This is a genomic window from Magnetospirillum fulvum MGU-K5 (assembly GCF_000442515.1).
In the GTDB taxonomy this organism is placed as follows: Bacteria; Pseudomonadota; Alphaproteobacteria; order Rhodospirillales; family Magnetospirillaceae; genus Phaeospirillum; species Phaeospirillum fulvum_B.
Map to the genome: position 1 here is coordinate 1 of NZ_AQPH01000136.1, position 3,415 is coordinate 3,415.

General features: G+C 62.0%; 3 protein-coding genes and 1 pseudogene. All 4 read left to right on the plus strand.

Features of this window, described 5'->3' with window-relative positions:
• A partial coding sequence (locus K678_RS19245) for a hypothetical protein (RefSeq protein ID WP_021133743.1) occupies positions 1–263 on the plus strand: 263 nt, incomplete at its 5' end.
• A 217-nt stretch (positions 264–480) separates the two neighbouring features.
• A complete protein-coding gene (locus tag K678_RS17135; protein WP_196802613.1) occupies positions 481–1,221 on the plus strand; it encodes a glycosyltransferase in 741 nt (246 codons plus the stop codon).
• Positions 1,218–2,876: a tetratricopeptide repeat protein gene (locus K678_RS17140; protein WP_021133745.1), complete on the plus strand. Its 1,659-nt coding sequence runs from the start codon at positions 1,218–1,220 to the stop codon at positions 2,874–2,876. The genes K678_RS17135 and K678_RS17140 overlap by 4 nt, the downstream gene beginning before the upstream one ends.
• 70 nt (positions 2,877–2,946) lie before the next feature.
• Positions 2,947–3,210 (plus strand): annotated as a pseudogene (locus tag K678_RS17145) (transposase); the annotation flags it as partial.
• Positions 3,211–3,415 lie beyond the last annotated feature (205 nt).

Here is a 3,415-nt window from a genome sequence, read left to right on the forward strand (position 1 = left end):
CGTTTGTCGGTGGCGGCATCGGTGGCGGCCGGGCCAAACTGCACAGTGGATATTCATTCGGTGAGTTTTTCTCCGATGCCGGAGAGCAGACCCTGTCTTCGTGGATTGGAGGGGTGCAGGCCTTCGGCGGGGTCGAAGTCGATCTGGCCTATGGGTTCCACCTGACCCCCGCAGTCCGGCTGCTGTACTTCACCACCCGGCCAATCCTGCCGCACGACTTCGCCATGGTGAATTTGGAAATGGGTCTGGGCTATCGTTTCTGATCGGATCGACGTCATGAGCGCGCAGCGAATCATCTTTGCCTGTCCGTTCCCCCGCGATCAAATCACCGGGGGGATCCGCACCACCTATCGTCACGCCGAGATGCTGGCGCGACGGGGCGTCGATTGTGTGGTGATTTCGCCCGACGGACATCCCTCGTGGTTCCAGTCAGAGGCCCAGGTTCACCGGGGACAAGGCCTTACCTTGCGGGGGGACGAGGTGATCGTCGTCAACGAGATCATCGATGAGGTCATGCAGTCCTTTCTTCGTCTGCCCGGGACGAAGCAGATGTTCTGCCAGAACCACTTTTATGCCTTCGGGCCGCGGCTCGGTATGCGCGACCACGCCGAGCTCGGGATTTCCTCGGTTTATTGTTCAAGTGTTGCCATCCGCGAATTCTATCAAAACGTCTACGGCTATCCGGCCCCCGACATCGTCCCTTATGCCGTCGATTCGGCGCTGTTTGCCCCGGCGGAGAAACAGCTCCGGATCGCCTTCATCCCGCGCAAGCTCCCCTTCGAGGCCGGTTTCATCCGCAGTTCGTTCCAGAAAAAATACCCAGCCTATCGCGCAGTGCCCTGGGTGGCGATAGAAGGCCGATCCGAGAGAGAAACGGCGGACATCCTGTCGGAATCAGCGGTTTTCCTCGCTCTCGGCCACCGAGAATCGTTTGGCCTACCCGCAATCGAGGCAATGGCGGCGGGATGTGCCGTGGTCGGATTCCACGGGACCGGTGGGCTGGAATTCGCCGCCCCCGAGAACGGTGTGTGGTTCGATGGCGGCCGACTTCTCGAATGTGTCGATGCCCTGCATGGCGTGGCCCGAGGAATTGACCGGGGCGACGCCTCCGTCGCCCGGATGATCGCGGCCGGTCGAGCCACTGCCGCCGATTATAACCTCGATCGCACCCGCACCGCCCTGTTCCGCCATTTCGGCATCCCAGACGAAGGTAGGCCATGACCGGCACTTCCTCCTCCCGGTTCGACATCGCCCGGCGGGTCTTTCTCGACGACAGTCCCGACCAGGCCGAAGCAATACTCGCCGCCGCCGATCGGCTCGACCCGGACGAGGCAGAACTTCTGGCCCGGCTGAGACACAACCGTGCCGCTGCCGCTTTTGCGCGCGGCGAACCCGCCCTGGCCGAGGCGATCCTGCGACAAGCCCTGGCTGTCGCCCCCCATCTGGTCCCCAGCCGACGGGGACTGGCCGATCTGCTGGTTCTCCGCGCTCGGACTCACCTCGACCGCGCGGAGATCGAGACCGCAGCCGCCCTAGCCGACGAAGCGGGAATCCTGGCCCCTGGGCACGCCGTCCAGGGCACACCTCGCGCAGAAATGGCCCACCGGCTTCATGTCGCCGGAATTGATCTGATCAGTCGTGATCCGTTGCTAGCCGCGCGTCTGGCGGTGACGGCCTGGACATTATGGCCCGACGGCGAATCCCACTATTCCGCCGCGCGCTCGCTGCTCGTTCATCTCGGTACTGGAGAGTTGGGCGCCGCGCTGGAGACCGACACGCTGGAATCGCTCCTGCCCCGCTTTCCCGACGATTATGTGCTCCCGATCGCCCTTGGCAATCTCGAACGGCGGGCAGGTCATTTGCATCGGGCCGAGCACCTCTATCGATTGGCGACCGCCCGGCGACCCGATCTGCCATTCGCTCCGGGACGGCTCGCCCCACTTCTCGCCGAGCAGACGCGTTTTCTCGAAGCCGACCGAATGTTCCAGGCCATCGGCCGCTGTCACGGCGGGATCGAACGCCTGATCCGGCTTGACCCTGGGTTCCTGGCCACCATCCGCCCCATGGCCGCCGCTGTTCCTGACGAAAGGGCCGAGTTGGACGGCAATGACGGCGATATCGTGGTGGTGGCCGGGGGCGACAGCCATTATTTTCTCAAATACTCTGACGCCCTGGTCAATTCCCTGGCGATCAGCGGAACGCGGGCCCGGTTGCATTTCCACATCGTCGATCCGACTCCCGCCGCCTTTGCCCAGGCGGAGCGTTTGCGGCGGCGGTTTCCTGCCCTTCCCATCGAGGTCGGGACGGAATCGACGCCGGACCATATCGCGGCCGACCGGAAGCGCACTTATTACGCCTGCGCCCGGTTCCTGCACCTTCCCGATCTGTTGCGGCACCATCGTCGCCCGGTGCTGATGCTGGACATGGACATGGTCATCCTGCGCGATGTGACCCAGTTGGTCGAACAGTTTCTCGGCGAGGGGAAGGACATCGCCCTGATCGCCGGGACACAGGCCGACCCATGGTGCCGATTGTGGGCCGATGTCATCTTGGTGAGGCCGACCCCCGCCGCGCTCGATTACCTCGACACAGTCAGGGCCTATATCCGCCATTTCTTCGACAGCGGCGATGCCGTGTGGTTTCTCGATCAAGTCGCTTTGTATTGCGCGTTTTACGCCGGCTATGTCGGACGCCCGGCCCCACGTCTCCAGGTTTGGCCGATGGACCTCCAGAACGCCAGTGCCGACCTGTGCTATTTCTGGTCGCTGCATTCAAGCCAGCCGACCAATCAGGGGGTATGTCAGTCGGCGCTGTATCAGAAATACGCCCGCTGGGAGGGTGATGTGCCCCCGGGAAATTGGATCGTTTTGAGTTAGGGTCAGGACCCATAAAAAGGTTTTCTCGGGTGAAGCTTTGTAATTCAAGGATTCCGAAAGGAGCCCTTGAATGGACGATCATCTTTTCTGGCTGACGGACGAGCAGTTTGTGCGGCTTGCCCCGCATCTTCCGACCGATACGCGGGGCAAGGCACGGGTAGATGACCGGCGTGTCATCAGCGGGATCATCCATGTCCTGAAATCAGGATGTCGCTGGGTCGATGCCCCTTCAGCTTATGGACCGCGCAAGACGCTCTATAACCGCTTCGTCCGCTGGGGCGACAAGGGCATCTGGCAGAACATATTTCATGCGTTGGCTTCGGCGGGAGGCCCTCATAGGCGCTAACATAAGCGTGGACATGGCCACGGGGTCGTGATTCAAGATCGAATGACTCAATTCGATTCTTTCTTCTGAGAACCCTGTGGCCGAGTGGTTGTGAACCGCCCTGGGTTTGTCGGAGGCCCCAACTCGTGAGAGAGTGGAGCCACGATGAGCAAGACGACGAACAAATTTTCAACCGAGATCCGTGCCCGAGCGG

What these genes read in the sequence shown, in the direction of transcription:
- K678_RS17140 (WP_021133745.1), top strand. Translation starts at nt 1,218, where the DNA reads ATGACCGGCACTTCCTCCTCCCGGTTCGACATCGCCCGGCGGGTCTTT.